At 64.8% G+C, this 16,984-nt stretch carries 19 protein-coding genes; 5 read left to right on the top strand and 14 right to left on the bottom strand.

Annotated features, from left to right (window positions below; translation table 11 throughout):
• Positions 1–3 precede the first annotated feature (3 nt).
• The 3 genes from Q8R61_RS05870 to hrcA all read right to left on the bottom strand — a co-directional run bounded on the left by Q8R61_RS05870 (position 4) and on the right by hrcA (position 2,634).
• The gene (locus tag Q8R61_RS05870; protein ID WP_305535190.1) at positions 4–312 is read right to left on the bottom strand and encodes a c-type cytochrome; all 309 of its coding nucleotides are present in this window, start codon (positions 310–312) and stop codon (positions 4–6) included.
• Between the two features lie 202 nt (positions 313–514).
• Positions 515–1,618, bottom strand: a complete 1,104-nt coding sequence (gene hemH, locus Q8R61_RS05865; protein ID WP_305535188.1) for a ferrochelatase — start codon at positions 1,616–1,618, stop codon at positions 515–517.
• The gene (gene hrcA / locus Q8R61_RS05860) at positions 1,618–2,634 is read right to left on the bottom strand and encodes a heat-inducible transcriptional repressor HrcA (protein ID WP_305535185.1); all 1,017 of its coding nucleotides are present in this window, start codon (positions 2,632–2,634) and stop codon (positions 1,618–1,620) included. The genes hemH and hrcA overlap by 1 nt, the downstream gene beginning before the upstream one ends.
• A gap of 135 nt (positions 2,635–2,769) precedes the next feature.
• On the opposite strand from hrcA, the gene Q8R61_RS05855 reads away from it, so the two are divergent.
• The 3 genes from Q8R61_RS05855 (at position 2,770) to Q8R61_RS05845 (ending at position 5,980) form a co-directional block, all read left to right on the top strand.
• Entirely contained in the window at positions 2,770–3,642 is an 873-nt protein-coding gene (locus Q8R61_RS05855) for an NAD kinase (protein WP_305535183.1), read from the top strand.
• 149 nt (positions 3,643–3,791) lie between these two features.
• A complete protein-coding gene (gene recN, locus Q8R61_RS05850; protein ID WP_305535181.1) occupies positions 3,792–5,447 on the top strand; it encodes a DNA repair protein RecN in 1,656 nt (551 codons plus the stop codon).
• Positions 5,444–5,980, top strand: a complete 537-nt coding sequence (locus Q8R61_RS05845) for a thermonuclease family protein (protein ID WP_305535179.1) — start codon at positions 5,444–5,446, stop codon at positions 5,978–5,980. The genes recN and Q8R61_RS05845 overlap by 4 nt, the downstream gene beginning before the upstream one ends.
• Here Q8R61_RS05845 and Q8R61_RS05840 read toward each other — a convergent pair.
• Positions 5,974–7,794, bottom strand: a complete 1,821-nt coding sequence (locus tag Q8R61_RS05840; RefSeq protein WP_305535177.1) for a SulP family inorganic anion transporter — start codon at positions 7,792–7,794, stop codon at positions 5,974–5,976. The genes Q8R61_RS05845 and Q8R61_RS05840 overlap by 7 nt on opposite strands.
• A gap of 164 nt (positions 7,795–7,958) precedes the next feature.
• Between Q8R61_RS05840 and Q8R61_RS05835 the strand changes: the two genes are divergently transcribed.
• Both Q8R61_RS05835 and Q8R61_RS05830 read left to right on the top strand, forming a co-directional pair.
• The gene (locus tag Q8R61_RS05835; protein WP_305535175.1) at positions 7,959–8,294 is read left to right on the top strand and encodes a cytochrome c; all 336 of its coding nucleotides are present in this window, start codon (positions 7,959–7,961) and stop codon (positions 8,292–8,294) included.
• A gap of 14 nt (positions 8,295–8,308) precedes the next feature.
• A complete protein-coding gene (locus Q8R61_RS05830) occupies positions 8,309–8,632 on the top strand; it encodes a cytochrome c (protein ID WP_305535173.1) in 324 nt (107 codons plus the stop codon).
• A 67-nt stretch (positions 8,633–8,699) separates the two neighbouring features.
• On the opposite strand, the gene Q8R61_RS05825 is transcribed toward Q8R61_RS05830, so the two are convergent.
• The 10 genes from Q8R61_RS05825 to Q8R61_RS05780 all read right to left on the bottom strand — a co-directional run.
• Positions 8,700–10,601 carry a diguanylate cyclase gene (locus Q8R61_RS05825; RefSeq protein WP_305535171.1) on the bottom strand — a complete coding sequence of 634 codons (1,902 nt, stop codon included), beginning with the start codon at positions 10,599–10,601 and terminating at the stop codon, positions 8,700–8,702.
• A 215-nt stretch (positions 10,602–10,816) separates the two neighbouring features.
• The gene (locus Q8R61_RS05820; RefSeq protein WP_305535169.1) at positions 10,817–11,251 is read right to left on the bottom strand and encodes a DUF1841 family protein; all 435 of its coding nucleotides are present in this window, start codon (positions 11,249–11,251) and stop codon (positions 10,817–10,819) included.
• Positions 11,252–11,257: 6 nt separating this feature from the next.
• Positions 11,258–11,986 (bottom strand): endonuclease III, encoded by a 729-nt coding sequence (gene nth / locus Q8R61_RS05815; protein ID WP_305535166.1) that lies wholly within the window; start codon positions 11,984–11,986, stop codon positions 11,258–11,260.
• Positions 11,983–12,135 (bottom strand): hypothetical protein, encoded by a 153-nt coding sequence (locus Q8R61_RS05810; protein WP_305535164.1) that lies wholly within the window; start codon positions 12,133–12,135, stop codon positions 11,983–11,985. The genes nth and Q8R61_RS05810 overlap by 4 nt, the downstream gene beginning before the upstream one ends.
• Positions 12,132–12,806: an electron transport complex subunit E gene (locus Q8R61_RS05805; protein WP_305535162.1), complete on the bottom strand. Its 675-nt coding sequence runs from the start codon at positions 12,804–12,806 to the stop codon at positions 12,132–12,134. Before Q8R61_RS05805 ends, Q8R61_RS05810 begins: the two co-directional genes overlap by 4 nt.
• Positions 12,803–13,465: an electron transport complex subunit RsxG gene (gene rsxG, locus Q8R61_RS05800; RefSeq protein ID WP_305535160.1), complete on the bottom strand. Its 663-nt coding sequence runs from the start codon at positions 13,463–13,465 to the stop codon at positions 12,803–12,805. Before rsxG ends, Q8R61_RS05805 begins: the two co-directional genes overlap by 4 nt.
• Positions 13,462–14,496 carry an electron transport complex subunit RsxD gene (gene rsxD / locus Q8R61_RS05795; RefSeq protein WP_305535158.1) on the bottom strand — a complete coding sequence of 345 codons (1,035 nt, stop codon included), beginning with the start codon at positions 14,494–14,496 and terminating at the stop codon, positions 13,462–13,464. The genes rsxG and rsxD overlap by 4 nt, the downstream gene beginning before the upstream one ends.
• On the bottom strand, positions 14,496–16,169 hold the full coding sequence (gene rsxC, locus Q8R61_RS05790) for an electron transport complex subunit RsxC (protein WP_305535156.1): 1,674 nt from the start codon (positions 16,167–16,169) through the stop codon (positions 14,496–14,498). Before rsxC ends, rsxD begins: the two co-directional genes overlap by 1 nt.
• Positions 16,166–16,717, bottom strand: coding sequence for an electron transport complex subunit RsxB (rsxB, locus tag Q8R61_RS05785; protein ID WP_305535154.1), 552 nt, complete (start codon positions 16,715–16,717; stop codon positions 16,166–16,168). Before rsxB ends, rsxC begins: the two co-directional genes overlap by 4 nt.
• Positions 16,718–16,719: 2 nt before the next feature.
• A partial coding sequence (locus tag Q8R61_RS05780; protein WP_305535152.1) for an electron transport complex protein RnfA occupies positions 16,720–16,984 on the bottom strand: 265 nt, incomplete at its 5' end.

Genomic DNA, 16,984 nt, shown 5'->3' with positions numbered 1-16,984 from the left:
GGATTATTTTTTCAGGCCGGCGAAGTACGCGCCCATGGCCTCGAACTCGGCGTCGGTGTAACCGGATGCGTGTCGCTTCATGATGGTCGACGGGCGTGCGCCCGATTTGAAATCCTTCATGGCTTTGACGAAGTAGGCCTTGTCCAGGCCGGTCAGGCTGGGGATTGCGCCGAGGCTTTTGCCGCCGGGGCCGTGGCAGGACATGCAGGTGGATGAGATCGATTTGGTGTGGATATCCGCAGCGCCGGCGAGGCCGGACAGAGCGAGGCCAACGAAGCCGGCCAATGCGAGGGGTGTGATTATTCTGGGCATGGTGTCCTCCGGAGAACGGTCAGAATGGCAACAACACACGGTCGTGCTGTCACCTCATGTTAGGACTAGACCAGAAGAACTAGTCCGTAAAAACCATCTTCGGGGGTCGGAGCGTGTCAGTCAACTTATAAAACCTTATATACGAAAAGGTTTTGTTGATGGCCGGCGCTGTCGGGGCGGTGCAAAGGTGTACCGGGAAAGACTAGCGTGCTGCGCCCTGGTTCTGTGCCAGATGCTTGCTGGTCTGTCGTGCCTGTTCATCGGCGTCGCGGTCCCAGCTTGCGCTGACCCAGCCGCCCAGGTTTTCGAGCGCGATGTGGCCGAGCGCATCGATCCATTGGGCTTTTTCGTTGAGCGCGGGGATGTAGTGGAATGCCTTGCCGCCAGCCGCGAGAAAACTCGCACGGCCTTCCATCGCCAGTTCTTCCAGCGTTTCCAGGCAATCGGCCGTGAAGCCCGGCGCGACCACGTCGACGCGCCCGGCGCCCTCGTGGCCGAGTGTTTCCAGTGTCTTGTCGGTATAGGGCTGCAGCCACTCGGCGCGGCCGAAGCGCGACTGGAAGGTGAGGCGGAACTGGCCGGGCTCCAGTCCGAGCGCTTCCGCCAGCAGGCGACCGGTTTTCTGGCATTCGCAGTGGTAGGGGTCGCCCTTCTCCAGCGTGTAGCGCGGCACGCCGTGAAAGCTCATCAGCAGCACGTCGGGGCGGCCATGCATCTGCCAGTAGTCGCGGATGTTGGCGGCCAGCGCGTGGATGTAGGCCGGATGATCGTGATAGTGCTTCACCGTGCGCAGCGCCGGCTGGTTGCGGGTTTTCGCCAGCCAGGCGTAGGCGGCGTCGAATGCGGTCGCGGTGCTGGACGCGGCGTATTGCGGATAGGACGGCAAGATCAGGATGCGCTCGCAGCCGGCCGCCTTCATTCTCGCCAGCGTGTCGGCCACCGACGGGTTGCCGTAGCGCATCGCGTATTCGACCATCACTGGGCTGGCGATTTTTTCGCCCAGCCAGCCTTTCAGCAGCTTGGCCTGTTTTTCGGTGTGCACCTTCAGCGGCGAGCCGTCGGGGGTCCAGATCGCAGCGTATTTCGCGGCCGATTTCTTTGGCCGCGTGTTGAGAATGATGCCGTTGAGGATCAGCCACCAGACGGCGCGCGGAATTTCCACCACGCGCGGGTCGGACAGAAACTCTTTGAGATAGGTGCGCAGTGCCCCCGCAGTGGGCGCCTCGGGGGTGCCGAGGTTGACCAGCAGGACGCCAGTTTTGGCTTGCTGGCCGTGCGTGTAGTCCGGCTCTTTTAAATAACGCATCAGTGGTGCGACAGCGCGCTGGAAAGAATTTTGGCGGTGAGATCGACGATCGGCACCACGCGTTCGTAGGCCATGCGGGTGGGGCCAACCACGCCGAGCGTGCCGACCACCTGGCCATCTACGGAATAGGGCGCGCTGACCAGGCTGCATTCGTCGAACGGCAGCAGGTCGGATTCGCCGCCGATGAAAATCTGCACGCCGGCCGCGCTGCGCGACTGGTCGAGCAGTTGCAGGAGGCCGGTTTTCTGCTCGAAGGCATCGAACAAGCGGCGCAGGCTGCCCATGTTACTGGAGAGTTCTTCCACATCGAGCAGACGGCGGCTGCCGGACACCACCATGTGTTCCTGGCTGGGGTCGAGCGCCTGGCTGCCGGCGTCGACGGCCGCCGCCATCAGCCGGGTGATGTCGTCGCGCATGCGCCCGAGTTCGTCCCGCAACTTGACGCGCACCTGGTCGAAGCGGTGGCCGGCGAAATTCTGGTTGAAGAAATTGGCCGCCTCGGTCAGCGCCGAGGCACTGTAGGGCTTGTCGGTGAGAATGACGCGGTTTTCGACCTCGCCTTCCATGGTGACGATGATCAGCAGGATGCGCTTGTCCGACAGGCTCATGAATTCGATCTGGCGGAAGGCCGGGTTGCGGCGCGGCGTCATCACCAGGCCGGCAAACTGGCTGAGCTCGGACAGCAGCGTCGAGGCCGATGCGATCAGCCGCTGCGGATCGGATGGCGTCAGGCTGCTTTCGAGCTGGTTGACCGAAACCTGGTCGAGCGGACGCACTGTCAGCAGGCTGTCGACGAAAAAGCGATAGCCGCGCGGCGTCGGCACCCGACCGGCCGAGGTGTGCGGACTGGTGACGAAGCCCATATCCTCGAGGTCGGCCATGATGTTGCGGATGCTCGCCGGCGACAAATCCAGCCCCGAGTGCTTCGACAGCGTGCGTGAGCCCACGGGTTCGCCCTCGCTGATATAGCGTTCCACCAGGGTTTTCAGCAGGATGCGGGCGCGGTCGTTGAGCATGGGGACATTATAAGGGGCTGGGAGCTAGGAACTGGGAGTTAGGCGTTAGGGAACGAGCGGCCGGAGGCCGCGAACGAGTCCCTAGTCCCTAGATCCTAGCCCCTCACACCGGGCACCCCTATATAATCGCCCTTCATGCAAACACCTTTCCACACCGTCGGTCTCGTCGGCAAATACGATAATCAGGGCATGCAGGCGTCCGTGCGCGCGCTGGCAGACTTTCTGCGTGCGCGCGGCCATGCCGTGCTGCTGGCCAGCCAGACGGCGGAACATTTCGGCATCGAGGATTTCACCAAGCGCAACCTGCACGACTTGGCAGCCGAAAGCGATGTCGTCGTGGTGCTCGGCGGCGACGGCACCATGCTGTCGATCGCGCGTGAACTGGCGCCGCAGGGCGTTCCGCTGATCGGCATCAACCAGGGGCGGCTGGGGTTTCTCACCGACGTCACGGTCGACAGCATGTTCGACGCCGTCGCCGAAATTCTCAGCGGACAGTACGTGGCGGAAGAACGCATCCTGCTGAACGGCCAGGTTCGTCGAGCGGGCGAACGCGTGTTCGAAGCTACGGCGTTCAACGACGTGGTGTTGGGCAAGGGCGGCTCGGGCCGCGTGATCGATCTGGAAATCTCCATCAACAGCGAGTTCGTTTACAGCCAGCGCGCCGACGGCCTGGTGGTCACCAGCCCCACCGGTACCACGGCGTATGCGCTGTCGGCGGGCGGGCCCATCGTCCACCCTACGCTGGAAGCCGTCGCGCTGGTGCCGATCTGCCCACACACGCTGTCGGCGCGGCCTATCGTGGTCAGCAGCCATTCGCGCATCGAACTGCACCTGACCTATGCCGACGATGCGCGCGTCCACTTCGACGGCCAGCATCATTTCGATCTGATGAGCGGCGACCATGTGTGGATCACCCGTGCCAGCCGTCCGATCACCCTGCTTCATCCGCATTCCTACAGTTACTACGACACCCTGCGGCAGAAGCTGCACTGGGGCAAAAAACTCTAGGCTTGTGAATAAACCTACTGCGCTTGCCATCTCGGGGTTGGGCGGTGCTCGCAATCCTCATGTACTTTGAGTACATTCCGGTTGCTGCGCTCCGTCCGCCCCCGACCTGGCTGCGCTCGCTACGGTTTCTTCACAAGCCTTAACCGCGCATGCTCACTCATCTCTCCATCCGCAATTACCTGCTGGTCGAATCGGTCGAGCTCGATTTCGCGCCGGGGCTGACCGTGCTCACTGGCGAGACCGGCGCCGGCAAATCCATCCTGATCGACGCGCTGGCGCTGGCGCTGGGCGACCGCGCCGAAGGCGGTGTGGTGCGGCCCGGCGCGCCGCGTGCCGAAATTGCCGCCGAATTCGTCATCGATAAACTGCCTGCACTGGCGGCCTGGCTCGACGAAGCCGGTTTCACCGCAGACGACGGCACGCTGATCCTGCGCCGCGTGATCGACGCTGGTGGCCGCTCGCGTGCCTTCGTCAACGGCAGCCCCGCACCGCTGGCGCAATTGAAGGACGCCGCCGAATTCCTGCTCGACATCCATGGCCAGCATGCACACCACGCGCTGCTGCGCCCACAGGCCCAGCGCGAGGTGCTCGACGCCTACGCCGGCGCGCAGTCCCAGGCCATTGCCGTCAGCGCCGGCTGGCACGCCTGGCAGGCCGCGCGGCAGCGCCGCCTCGATGCCGAGGGCCACAGCCAGGCGCGGCAGATCGAACGCGAGGGCCTGACGCTGGCGGTCGAGGAATTGCGTGCGCTGGGCGACGACCTCGCGCGCTGGGAAGAAATCCAGACCGAGCATGCGCGACTGGCGCACGTCACCACGCTGCTCGAAGGCAGCCAGGCCCTGATCCTGGGCCTGGATGAAGACGAGAGTGCGGTATCGGGTCAGCTCGGCGAGATGAGCGCGCGGCTGGCCGCCATGCAGGCGGTGGACGACAGCCTGGGCGAGGTTGCCGCGCTGCTGGATGCGGCCAGCGCCGATGTGGCCGAAGCGGTACACGCGCTGCGCCGCTATGCCGGGCATCTCAGTCTCGACCCCGAGCGGCTCGCCGAACTTGACCGTCTGCTGGCCGACATGCACCGGCTGGCGCGCAAGCACCGCGTGCAGCCGGACGCGCTGGGCGGCTTGCTGGCGCTGTTCGAGGCGCGGCTCGCCGAGCTTGCCGCCAGCGACGATCTCGATGCGCTGCAGGCAAACGAAGCGGCCGCCTGGGCGCGCTATCAAACTGATGCGAAAAAGCTCGGTGCGCAGCGCCGCAAGGCGGCGACTGCGTTGTCGAAGCAGGTGACGACGGCGATGCACGAACTGGCACTGGCCGGCGGCCACCTCGATATCGTGTTACAGCCCACCCACGAGCCGCGTGCGTACGGTCTGGAAGACGTGGGTTTTTTGGTCGCCAGCCATCCCGGCCTGCCGCCGGGTCCGCTCGGCAAGGTGGCCTCGGGCGGGGAGCTGTCGCGCATCAGCCTGGCGATCCAGACTGCACTGTCGGGCATGGCCGGCGTGCCGACGCTGATCTTTGACGAGGTCGATGTCGGCATCGGCGGCAGCGTCGCCGAAGCGGTGGGGCGGCGCCTGGCGAAGCTGGGCGAAACCCGGCAGGTGCTGGTGATCACCCACCTGCCACAGGTGGCTGCGCGCGGCACGCAGCATCTGCAGGTCAGCAAGCAGGCGAACGGCGGCTTCGTCTCGTCCAACATCGAGCGGCTCGACGCCGACGCGCGGGTGGAGGAAATCGCCCGCATGCTGGGCGGCATGAAAATCACCGCCACCACGCGGCAGCACGCTGCGGAGATGCTCGCCGGGTGAGATGCCTTCTGGCAGCCTGGCTGCTGTTCGCCAGCGCAGCCTGGGCGGACACGCTGCAGGGCGTCGTCATCGTCGTCATCGACGGCGATACCGTGCTGTTCAAACCCGATCACTACGCATCTTCGTCGCGCGCCTTTCTCAAGGTGCGCCTGGCCGGCATCGACGCGCCGGAAGCGGCGCAGCCGCACGGCGACGCGGCGACCCGCGCGCTCAAGGAGATGGCGTTGAAGCAGCGCGCAACGCTGGAGATCGTCGCCACCGACCACTACGGCCGCAAACTGGGACGGCTCAGCGTGGGAACGCTCGCGGTGAACGCGGAACTGGTTCGGCGCGGTCATGCGTGGTCATATGGCTCGCCACGCGCTTCAGCGCGTCGCGGACCGGACCCCGTCAGGACAGGGCCGCGCGCTGCCGGCGACGCGCTGTCGGCGCTGCAGAACGAGGCGCAGCATGCGCGACGCGGGCTGTGGCGCGACGCTGCGCCGGTGCCGCCGTGGGCCTGGCGGCGCACGCAGGCCACGCCCGCTTATTGAATCAGCTGCCTGTCGGCGACTTCGCGCGGTGTGCCGTCCGGCAGCGCCACGTTGCATTCATGGAATACGCGCGCGGTGCAGGTGCGGCAGATTTCGTTGTCGAGCCGCGGATAGATTGTCTGAAGCGCATCGCCCTTGTGGCGGAAGATCTGATTCTCCCCGACGACATCGACCTGGCCGCTGCGACGCAACATTTCGCACAGGTCCGGCTGTACCCCCACCAGATACAGGCCCCCACCCAGCCGGCGCCGACGCGTGGCTTCCTTGGCCAGCATTTCAGCGCCGGCCAGATCGATCATGCCGATCGCGCGCGCGGACAGCAGCAGGTGCTTTTTCTGCGGGTCGGCTTCGTCGACGTGGCGGAAAAATTTCTGCACATGCTCGACCGCGCCAAAAAAGATCGAGCCTTCGACACGCAGCATCGTGAGCTGGGGGCAGCCGGGGTTGTTGTCGTCGCGCGGCACGAATTTTCGGCGCGGATTTTCGCGGCCGGCAGCGGATGGCACCAGTTCGCGGATCGACGGCTGCGAGGTGCGGTAGAGATAAAACAGCAGTGATACCAGGATGCCGAGGAAGATGCCTTTTTCCAGATCGACCAGGGTGCCGACGAAGGTGAGGATCAGTACGATGCGCTCGCGCTTGTGGCGCTTGAGGATTTCGCGGATGTAGTGAAAGTCGATCAGGCTCCACGCCACGATGAATAGGATCGCCGCCATCGACGCGACCGGTAGATAGGCGGCGAGCGGCGCCACCAGCAGCACGATGGCGAGCAGGAACACTGCCGACATCGCAGCAGCCAGCGGTGTTTTCGCGCCCGACGCGAAGTTCACGCCGCTGCGGTTGAACGAGCCGCTGCCGGCATAGCCGGAGAAAAAGCTGCCGGCGATGTTGGACAGGCCCTGGCCGACGAATTCCTGGTTGCTGTCGATGCGCTGGTCGGATTTGGCAGCGACCGAGCGTGCGATCGCCACTGCTTCGGTGAGCGCCAGAATCGCGATGATGGTGGCGGGGAATAGCGTTTGCTGGATCGCGGCAAACGAGAAATCCGGCAGCGACAGCGGCGGGAACGAGGCCGCCAGCGCGCCGACGGTGCGGATGCCGGTCGCTTCGGCGCCGAATTGAAGGTTGATGAGCGTTGCCACCACGCTGCCCACCACCATCGCGACGATCATGTAGGGCAGCTTTTTCAGATAGCGGCGGGCGAGCACGCCGGAGATCAGCGTCACCACGCCCACGGTCGCCACCCAGGGCTGAATGTCGGGGATGTGCGCGCCGAACTGGATCAGCACTTCGTGGAAATGCGCACCGCGCGGCATGTCGATCCCGAAGAAATGCTTGATCTGGCTAGCGGCGATCAGAATGGCCGCGCCCGCGGTGAAGCCGGTGATGACGGTGTGCGAGATGAAGTTGACCAGGGTGCCCAGTCGCGCCAGGCCCATTGCCAGCTGGATCAGGCCGGCCAGCAGCGTGAGCGTGAGCACCAGGCCGATGAACTGCGGGCTGCCGGGTTCGGCCAGCGGGCTGATCGAGGCGAAGACCACGATCGATATTGCGGTGGTCGGCCCGGAGACCAGATGCCAGCTCGATCCCCACAAGGCCGCGACGATGGCCGGCACCATTGCCGCGTAGAGGCCGTATTCGGGTGGCAGCCCGGCAATGGTGGCAAACGCCACCGCCTGCGGCAGCACGATCATCGCGCCGGTGATCGCGGCGAGGCTGTCGGCCTTGAAGGTCTGCTGCGTAACATTGGGCCACCAGCGCAGGAAGGGTAGCAGGCGATAAAGCCACAGCGGGCAGGCCTTGAGGTCGATCACGCTATCTCCAGAAGCATATTAGGGAATAATACTATAAACCCTTGGTATAAAAGGATTTTTGAGCTTCCGGACGTTTATCAAACAGGCGGTACCGCTTTATAATCCGAGGCAAGCCCTGCGTCAGACGGGGTCTAACGACAACTCAACCAGAGAGAGTGAGGAAGATGAAAACGACCACGATGACGCTGTGCGCGTCCGTGCTGTTGGCGTTGGCCATGCCTGTTCAGGCGGCGGGCGACCCCAAGGCCGGACAACTCAAAACTTCGATGTGTGCGGGTTGCCACGGCATTCCCGGCTGGCGTACCGCCTATCCCAGCGTATACAGCGTACCCAAGCTGGGCGGCCAGCATGCCGACTATCTCGTCGCCGCGCTCAAGGCCTACAAGAGCGGCGAACGCAGCCACCCGAGCATGGTGGGCATTGCCGGCAGCCTGTCGGAGCAGGACATGGAAGATCTCGCGGCGTATTACGCGTCGTCCTACAGCGGCCCGGCCAACTAATCGAGGACAACATCATGAAAACACCATTGTTCATCCTCGCCGCCGTCGCGCTGGCGGCTTCGCTGCCTGTCCATGCCAAAGGCAATTATGAAGCCGGCAAGGCCAAATCGACCTCCTGCGCGGCCTGCCATGGCGCGGAGGGTGTCAGTGCCGTGCCGTCCTTCCCGACGCTGGCCGGGCAGCATCGCGATTACCTGTACCACTCGCTCAAGGACTACAAGTCGGGCAAGCGCAACAATCCGCTGATGGCCGAGCAGGTGAAAGCCCTGTCCGATGCGGACATGCTGGACCTGGCGATGTATTTCTCGAAGCAGAAGGGACTGACGCTGAAGTATTGAGCGCTGAGCAAAGTTCAAAGAAAACGGGCGTGGCCAGTGGCCACGCCCGTTTTCTTTTGGAAGGGCGTCAGTGGGTCTGGCGCCGCGGCTGGGCAGGATAGGCCTGGTTGCGCCCGGATTCCTTGGCGGCATACAGCGCCTGGTCGGCGCTGCTGACCAGCGCGTCGACGTCGACGGTGCCGGGCTCGCGGGTCGCCACGCCGATGCTGACCGTGAGCGATTTGGTGGCCTGACCGAGGGTGATCTTCTTTTCGCTGAGATTGGTACGCAGGCGCTCGGCCGAGAGCATCGCGGCCTTGAGGTCGGTGTTGGGGCAGATCACCAGGAATTCCTCGCCACCGATGCGGCAGACGCTGTCCTCGCGGCGTGCCGACGTACGCAGGTTGGCGGCGGCCTCGCGCAGCACGGTATCGCCGGCGGCGTGACCATAGGTGTCGTTGATTTTCTTGAAGTGGTCGATGTCGATCACCATGACCGACAGCGGCATACCTGAACGCGATGCCGCGCTCCAGGCCTGTTCGAGCTGGTCCATCGCCGAACGGCGGTTGGGCAGTCCGGTCAGCTGGTCGGTCAGGGCTGCGGTGGCCAAGCGCCGGTTGACCACCGCGAGCTCGGCAGCGATCTGGCGCAGTTGCGCGCGGTCTTTTTCCCACGCGGTTTGCAGCTGGATCATCCGTTGTGCGGCGAGCAGGCGGGTGTGCAGGCTTTTTGCGCTGATGTTGAGTGGCACATAGCCGTCGGCGCCGGCATCAAAGGCCAGGGTCAGCTGGCTTTCATCGTTTTCCTGTCCGGTCAGCAGCAGGTGCATGCGGCTGCCGTCATCGGTTGCGCGCAGCGCCTGGCACAGTTCGTAGCCGTCGAGCAGCGGCAGGTCGACGCGCGCGATAATGACGTGCGGTAGCACTTCCATCGCCAGCGCCAGCGCGGCCGTACCGTTTTCTGCCGGGTAGACCGTGTGCGCGGTGTCCTCGGTCAGCAGGGCCATGGTGTTGCGGCGATGGGTGGCGTTGCCGTCGGCGACCACGATGCGAAGCGGCGCTGCATGCACCGGCGCCGCGTCCTCGTCTTCGTGATGGCCGTGGCAGATTTCGGAAAACGACGGCAGCACGGTGGCCGGAATCTTCAACAGCTCGGACCATTCGCGCCATTGGGTGATGACCTCGTCGATAAAGCCGCCGGCCTGATCCGGCTGGATGTCGAGTTCGACCGCCAGCTTCATCCAGTCTTTCAGAAGCTTGGGGCGCACGTCGGCATTGGCCAGGCCGAGATCGGCCAGGCGATGCGACAGACGCAGCATCAGCAGCAGGCTGTTGGAGCGCGAGTCATGCGGATAGCTCGGGGGCTCATCGTCCTCGTAGTGTGCGAGCGGCCCGGTAAACACCTTGGGCAGGCCCCAGTCGGCCACCATCGCGACGCCGAGTTCAATGTGGTCGATTGCCAGGTGCGTGTGTTCGTGTTCGATGGCCGGCTGGGCGGGATGGGTATTCTGCGCCGTCAGGGCTGCGCTGTATTCCTCGGGATAAACCGTCGCCAGCGCGAGCTTGCCGACCTGAGCGAGCAGGCCGCAGATGAACAACTCGTCCACCGCGGCCACGTGCACCCGCATGCCGAGCGCCTGCATGCCGAGCGCCATCAGCAGCGAATGCGACCAGTATTCCTGGTAGTCGAACGCCTGGCAGACGCCGTCGCGGTACTGGTCCACCAGCGAAAATCCCAGGGCCAGGTGACGCACCGTGGCCATGCCCTGGCGCACGACGGCTTCCTGGACCGAGACCACCGGGCGTGCAATATGCGTAGCACTGTTGGCCAGCTTGATCAGCCGGCCGGACAGGGCCGGATCGGTCTGCACTACCCGTGCAATCTCACCCAGCGTGGCGTTTTCGCGCTGCGAAATCGTCAGAATGGACAGCGCGACACCGCGAGGTGTGGGCAGCTGGCCGCTGAGTTTGAGTTGTTCAAGCTGTTTCATTCATCAACCCGTTCGATGGAGCATATGCGCTGCTGTTTTCGCTGCCTGTTTCCCGGATTTCCGCGCAACCGGGCCAAACGTACCCAAGGCCAGCTCAGGCCAATCGTTGCAACAAACAGGGAAGCACAGCACGGGACGGGCGCGGAATGCGCAACACTGCGTCCTAAGGGTTTATCGACAGGATTTCGACAAAATGAAGTGCGGATTTCGTCAGTTCAGGCCTGACCGGTTTTGCGATCGAGGCAGTTCAGGTAGGCCGCCGGGTCATATGCGGACTGGTCGCGTTGCGCCTGCCAGATCATTTCCCCGAGGCAGTCCATGACGTCATGCTGGGCATCCATCGCGTTGCCGTAGCGCGTGAGCAATGCCTGGTAGCGTGCGCGGATGCCGGGCGGCTGGTCGACCGACACCTGCTCGGCGATCGCCAGGTGCATGGAAAGATGGAGGAAGGGGTTGGTCTCGCCGGACTCCGGCAGGTAATCGCGCTCCCGGTGGCGCTCCGGCTGGTCGAGCAGCGCGTGGTACTCGGGATGCGCCAGCACTGCTTCCAGCGCCGGCTGCTCCGCACCTGCCAGCGGCTGGCCGGCACGGTATTTCGCCCACACGTCGAAAAAAAACTGGCGGACCTGATCGCGGCTGGGGTTGAACATGAGTCGTTAATCGTTTTGGGCGCGCGCAGCGCGGCGTTTGCCCCCTCCCCCGTCCTGGGGGAGGGTTCGGGGGCCGCGTTTCCTCTTTCCCTCATCAGCGGCGGGCCAGGTCTTGCCCTTGTACTCGCACAGGTCGGCGATGATGCACTCACTGCATTTCGGCTTGCGCGCCTGGCAGACGTAGCGTCCGTGCAGGATCAGCCAGTGATGGGCGTCGACGCGAAATTCGGCGGGGATGGTCTTGACCAGCTTCTTCTCCACCTCCAGCACGGTCTTGCCGGGGGCCAGCCCAATGCGGTTGGCCACGCGGAAGATATGCGTGTCGACCGCCATGGTCGGCTGGCCGAAGGCGGTGTTGAGGATGACGTTGGCGGTCTTGCGACCCACGCCCGGCAGCGCCTCGAGCGCGGCACGGTCGGCCGGCACCTGGCTGTCGTGCAGCTCGATCAGCATGCGGCAGGCGGCAATCAGATGCTTCGCCTTGCTCGTGTAGAGACCAAGGGTGCGGATGTAATCGGCCAGGCCTGCTTCGCCCAGCGCGTAGATGGCCTCGGGCGTATTGGCCACCGGAAACAGCCTGCGCGTGGCGAGATTGACGCCCTTGTCGGTGGATTGCGCGGAGAGCACCACCGCCACCAGCAGCTCGAACGGCGTCGTGTATTCGAGCTCGGTGGTGGGATGCGGATTGGCGGCGCGCAGGCGGCTGAAGATTTTGTGGCGCTTGTCGGCGTTCATTGTTCGACGAGGCGTTTCTTCAAGGCCTGTTTTTCGGCCTGGCGTTTCGCCCCCGGCGTCTTGTCATGCGCACCGGCCTTGCGGGCGATGACCAGCGGCACATAGGGATTGCGCGGCTTGGGCACGCGCCGCTTCAGCGGCGGCTTCATGCCGGCATCGGCGTGGCGGCATGAAGGCGGCGTTCGGCGCGGGCCTTCTGCCAGTTGTGCGCGGCGATCAGCAGCCCCAGCGCGATAAAGGCGCCGGGCGGCAGGATGGCGAGCAGAAAGCCCTGGTAATCGGGCAGCACGTGCAGCACGAACTGCTTGGATTCCTCGCCAAACACCAGGTCGATGCCGGACAGCAGCGTGCCCTGGCCGGCGAGCTCGCGCATGCCGCCCAGCACCACCAGCACCATCGTCAGGCCGAGGCCCATCGCAATCGCATCGACCACGCTGTGCAGTGGACGGTTCTTGGAGGCGAAGGCATCGGCGCGCGCGAGCACGATGCAGTTGGTGGTGATCAGCGGAATGAAAATCCCCAGCACCAGATACAGCGGATGCACAAAGGCGTTCATCAAGAGGTCGATCACCGTGACCAGTGCGGCGATGATCAGCACGAACACCGGAATGCGGATTTCGTGCGGAACGAAATGCCGCACACTCGACACGGCGCCACTGGCGGAAGCCATCACCAGCATGGTCGCCAGCCCCAGTGACAGCGCGTTGACCAGCGTGGTGCTGATCGCGAGCAGCGGGCACAGGCCCAGCAGCTGCACCAGCCCGGCGTTCTGTTTCGACAGGCCGTTCTGGAAAATCGTATTGAATTCCTGCAGCGTCATGGGGCGGTTTCCTCTCCGGATGCGGCTTTCTCGGCCAGCAGCGCAGCGCGGTTGCGGGCAAAGTAGTGTAGCGCGCCGTGCACTGCCTTGACCACGGCGCGCGGGGTGATGGTGGCGCCGGCGCGGGCGTCGAACTGGCCGCCGTCCTTGGCCACTTTCCAGCGCCGGGCTTCGGGCCGGGTCAGCGAGGTGCCGGCAAACTGCTCGATCCATAGGCTCTTGCTGCGGACGATGTAGTCGCCCAGCCCGGGCGTTTCGCGATGCGCGGTGACGCGCACGCCGGTTACCGTGCCATCGATGCCGATGCCGATCAGCAAATGAATGTTGCCGCTGTAGCCGTCCGGCGCGATGGCCTCCAGCACCACCGCGGTAATGGCTTCGCCGCGACGGGCGATCCACATGGCCGAAGGCTGGCGCGTGCCCAGCAGTTCGTGCGGCGCCACCCCCTGCTGGCTGGCGAGCAGGTCGTTGTCGTAGAGCGCAGGCGGCAGCACCTGACCCAGCAAGGTCAGCTTCTCGGCCTGCTCGCTGCGCTCGATGGTCGACTCGGTGCGGGAGAACGTGAACACCAGCAGTGCGGTGGCGACCAGCGCAAACACGAACAGGATCACCCCGGTGCGCAGGGCATTGCGGGCGGCGGCCCGGGCCTGCCGGATCATGCGGGCGGCTCCTTGTCGCGGCGCCTGGCTTCGCCGTAGATGCGCGGCTGGGTCCAGGCGTCGATCAGCGGCACCGACAGATTCATCAGCAGGATCGCGAACGCGACGCCGTCCGGGTAGCCGCCCCAGGTGCGGATGATGATGGTGAGCAGGCCCGCGCCGAAGCCGAAGACCAGCTTGCCGCGCGGCGTGGTGGCACCCGATACGGGATCGGTGGCGATGAAGAAAGCACCCAGCATCACCGCCGGCGAAAACAGATGGAACCACGGTGCGCCGAAACGGCCGGCGTCGAAAAAATGCAGGAAACCGGCGGCCAGCCAGATGCCGGCGAGGAAGGCCAGCGGCACCTGCCAGCTGATGATGCGCAGCGCCCACAGCAGCAGACCGCCGAGTAGAAAGGCGCCGGCCAGCCACTCGAAGCCGATGCCGCCGTAATAGCCGAAGATCGGCTGCGTCATGATCTCGTCCACGGTGTATTGCTGCAGCAGCCCGGTGCGCAGTGCGTCCAGCGGGGTGGCCATGGTCACCGCGTCGAGCGTGGCCTGCGGTATGCCGCCAAAAATCACGCTTGCGCTTTGCGCCAGCGTGAGCGGCGCGTCGGTGAGCGAAAGCGGACCTGGCCACTGTGTCATCTGCACCGGGAAGGAGACGATCAGCACCGCATAGCCGACCATCGCCGGATTGAAAATATTCTGCCCCAGCCCGCCGTACAGGTGCTTGGCCACCACGATCGCAAACAGCGTGCCGGTGACGATCAGCCACCAGGGCGCCAGCGCGGGCAGCGACAGCGCCAGCAGCCAGGCGGTGACGATGGCGGACAGGTCGGTGAGGAAGGGTTTGGCCGGATAGCCGCGCATCTTTAGCATCGCCGCTTCGGCCGCCAGCGCAGTCGCGGTGGCGAGCGTCAGCGTGATCAGGATGCCCGGCCCGAACAGCCACACATAGACCGCGATGCCGGGCAGCAGCGCGGCCAGCACCCAGGCCATGACCTGGGTGACGCTGGTGCGATCGAGAATGAAAGGACTCGGCATTATTTCTTGTCGTCGGTTTCCAGCGGCTGGTGCGCTATTTCGCGGATTTTAGCCCGGCGCGCCTCGATTTCCTCGATCTCGCGCTGGGCCTCGGGCGGAAGGTGATCGACGTTTTTCGGCGCAACTTCGGCCTTTTTTGCCTGCGCGCGTGCCAGCGCGGCGGCGATCAGCGCCTTCTTGGCGTCGGCATCGCTGGGGGCGGCAGCCCCCTCGGCTGCAGGCGCCGCAGCGAGTTCGGCGCGCTTGACCTTCGCCTTGGCGGCGAGCTTCTCGGCCTTTTCCTTTTTCTCACGCTCGAGCCGGAACTGGCGGAAATCGTGGCGTTCGCGCGCCAGGTCCGAGGCGCGCTTTTCCTTTTCTCGCGCCCAGATTTCGCTCTTGGCGTAGCGATAGAAATCGACCAGCGGAATATGGCTGGGGCAGACATAGCTGCAGCAGCCGCATTCGATGCAGTCGAACAGGTGGTATTCCTGTGCGCGTCCGAAGTCGCCCGCCTTGGCAAAGCGGAACAGCTCCTGCGGCTGCAGTTCGGCCGGGCAGGCGTCGGCGCAGCGGGTGCAGCGGATGCACGGCAGCGCCCTGGGCAGCGGCGGGAACAGTTCCCGGGATTTCACCAGGACGCAGTTGGTGGCCTTGATCACCGGCACGCCGGTATTCGTGATCGGCACACCCATCATCGGCCCGCCCATCAAGACGCCGGTGGTGCCGTCGCGGTCGCCGGCGACATCGATCAAGGCTTGCATCGGGGTGCCGATCAGCGCTTCCACGTTCTGCGGGCGCAGCACGTGGCCGGTGACGGTGACCAGGCGCGAAATCAGCGGTTCGCCACGGTGCACCGCACGCGCCAGCGCGTAGGCGGTGCCGACGTTGAACACCTGGATGCCGATGTCGGTGGACAGCTTGCCGGAAGGGACTTCCTTGCCGGTGAGCGTCTGCACCATCTGCTTGGCACCTCCAGCGGGATAGATCGTCGGCACGGCGACGACCTCCGTCGCAAAGTCCATTTTCGCGGCCGCAGCCTGCATTGCGGCGATCGCTTCGGGCTTGTTGTCCTCGATGCCGACGATCACCTCGGTACTGCCGAGCAGATGTCGCATCACCGCCACGCCCTGCAGGATGTCGTCGGCATGCTGGCGCATCAGCACGTCGTCGCAGGTGATCCACGGTTCGCATTCGCCGCCGTTGAGTATCAGCGTGGGGCAGTCATGGCGTGCACCGGGATCGAGCTTGACCGCGCTGGGAAACGCCGCGCCGCCCAGACCGGCCAGCCCCAGGTCGCGCAAGCGCATCCGCAGTTCGGACGGATCCAGCGCGCGGTAGTCGAGCGGCGTGCGGGTGATCCATTCGTCGAGGCCGTCGGTCTCGATCGTGATGCAGTCGTCTGGCAGGCCCGACGCGTGCGGCACGAGGGCCGGGCCGATGGCAGTGATTGTGCCCGAGCTCGACGCATGGACGGCGGCGGAAATGTAGCCGTCCGCCGCGCCGATCAGCTGGCCTTTCAGCACGCGTTCGCCCACGCTGACCACCGGCTTGGCCGGATTGCCGATGTGCTGGCGCAGCGGGATGACCAGTTTTCGGGGCAGGGGTGCGGCGTGAACCGGGCGCGCATTCGATTCGGCCTTGTGCTCGGGCGGATGCACGCCGCCCTTGAAGGTGTGGAGAGTTCGGCTCATGGCACTTCTTTGAGCATGATGACCGGATGCTTCCATTTCCAGTGCGGCAGGTCTTCGGCGATCGGCACCATGCTGATGCAGTCGACCGGGCAGGGCGGCAGGCACAGCTCGCAGCCGGTGCATTCGTCGGCAATTATGGTGTGCATCTGCTTGGCGGCGCCCGAGATTGCATCGACCGGGCAGGCCTGGATGCACAGCGTGCAACCAATGCAGGTCTGTTCGTCGATGAAGGCAACGGACTTCGGCTTTTCGATACCGTGCTCCGCGGAAAGCGGCTTGAACTCGCGGCCGAGCAGATCGGCGAGCTTGTGGATGCCTTCTTCGCCGCCCGGCGGGCACTGGTTGATCTCCGCCTCGCCCTTGGCGATGGCCTGGGCGTAGGGTTTGCAACCGGGGAAACCGCACTGGCCGCATTGGGTCTGCGGCAATATTGCATCGATCTTCTCCACCAGCGGATCGCCTTCGACGCGGAACCTCACGGCGGCGTAGCCGAGCGCGGCACCGAGCACGACGGCACCGAATGCCATGACCAGAATCGCTTCAAGCATGGTTACTTGTATTTGTCCAGTCCGGCGAAGCCCATGAAGGCGAGGCTCATCAGGCCCGCGGTAATCATGGCGATCGCCGTACCGCGGAAGTGGATTGGAACGTCTGCGGCTTCGAGTCTTTCGCGGATGCCGGCGAACAGGATCAGCGCGAGCGTGAAGCCGACCGCGCTGCCGAAGCCGAACAGCAGCGACTCGAGGAAGTTGTGCCGCAGGCTCACGTTGAGCAGCGGGATGCCGAGTACCGCGCAATTGGTTGTGATCAGCGGC

It is taken from the genome of Thiobacillus sp. (assembly GCF_030696885.1).
Taxonomy (GTDB): Bacteria; Pseudomonadota; Gammaproteobacteria; order Burkholderiales; family Thiobacillaceae; genus Thiobacillus.
Note: the sequence above shows the minus strand (reverse complement) of the source record. Positions and strands in the feature narration are given on the sequence as shown.